This window comes from Roseateles sp. P5_B10 (genome assembly GCF_056400485.1).
This window is the reverse complement of the sequence record NZ_JBFULE010001271.1, coordinates 1-1,018: the sequence shown is the minus strand read 5'-3', so window position 1 is coordinate 1,018 and position 1,018 is coordinate 1. Positions and strand designations below refer to the sequence as shown.

The 1,018-nt window shown below is 67.4% G+C and carries 1 protein-coding gene; it reads right to left on the bottom strand.

The window, feature by feature from the left end:
• A partial coding sequence (locus AC1DU6_RS32665; RefSeq protein ID WP_477862414.1) for a M3 family metallopeptidase occupies positions 1-996 on the bottom strand: 996 nt, incomplete at its 3' end.
• Positions 997-1,018 lie beyond the last annotated feature (22 nt).

Here is a 1,018-nt window from a genome sequence, read left to right as displayed (position 1 = left end):
GTAGAAGGTGGCGTCCCAGCGCTCGACCTTGGTCTGCTCCAGCGAAGTGCCCAGGTGCTTGGCCTTGTCAGCACGCAGCTCCTGCAGCTCCGTGTTCTCACGCGCGTTGACGGCGCCGGTCACGGAATCGAGGAAGCGCGTCGCCGTCGCGCCATCCTTGGCCATCTGGCGGCGCAGGTTGAAATCGACATAGTTGTCGAAGCCGAACAGCTTGGCGTACTCGCCGCGCAGCGTGACAATCTGCGTCAGCAGGTCGAGGTTGCCCTGGCCGCCCTCGTTGACCTTGGCCAGCCACATGCGCTGGCGCGCCTCGCCGCTCTCGGCGCTGCGCATGACCGGCACGTAGCTCGGGTAGTCCACGCCCAGCAGGATGCGGCCCTGCTCGTCGCGCTTGGCCTTTTCCCAGACGCTGGCCGGCACACCCTTGAGTTCGGCCTCGGTGAAGGCCACGCGCGTGCCGGCGTCGCGAATCTTCTTGTTGAACTGCTGGTCCAGCTCGGTCAGCTTGTCCAGGATCTGCTTGGCGCGCTCGCGCTTGGCCTTGGGCAGGGCCACGCCGCTGTCCTCGAACTGGCCCGAGGCCAGGCGCACCAGCTCGGCATCGATGGCGTCCTTCTTGGGCGCCTTCTGCAGCGCGCGGTAGACCTTCTCGTTCTGGCCGAAGCTGGAACCGAAGTCGGCCCAGCGCAGCGAGCAGGCCTGGGCGGCGTCGCGCACGGCCTTGGTCGGATGGACGTTGAGGACGAAGTCATTGGGGCCTTGGTTGTCCTCCAGATAGACGGTCAGGTCGTCATAGGCGGCCAGCCAGCCGGCGTCGACCTTGCGCTTCTCCAGCTGCGCAACGCGCTGCCTGGCGCCTTTGAGGCCGGTGTCGCAGCGGGCCTGCACATCGGCGACGCTGCCGAAGGTCGGGAAATTGGGGGCCGGCAGCTTGGGTTGAGCCTGCGCGGCGGCGATCAGCGCCAGGGTGGCGAGCGTGGTCAGGACGGGTTTCATCGCGTCTCCTTGTGGGAGGGGC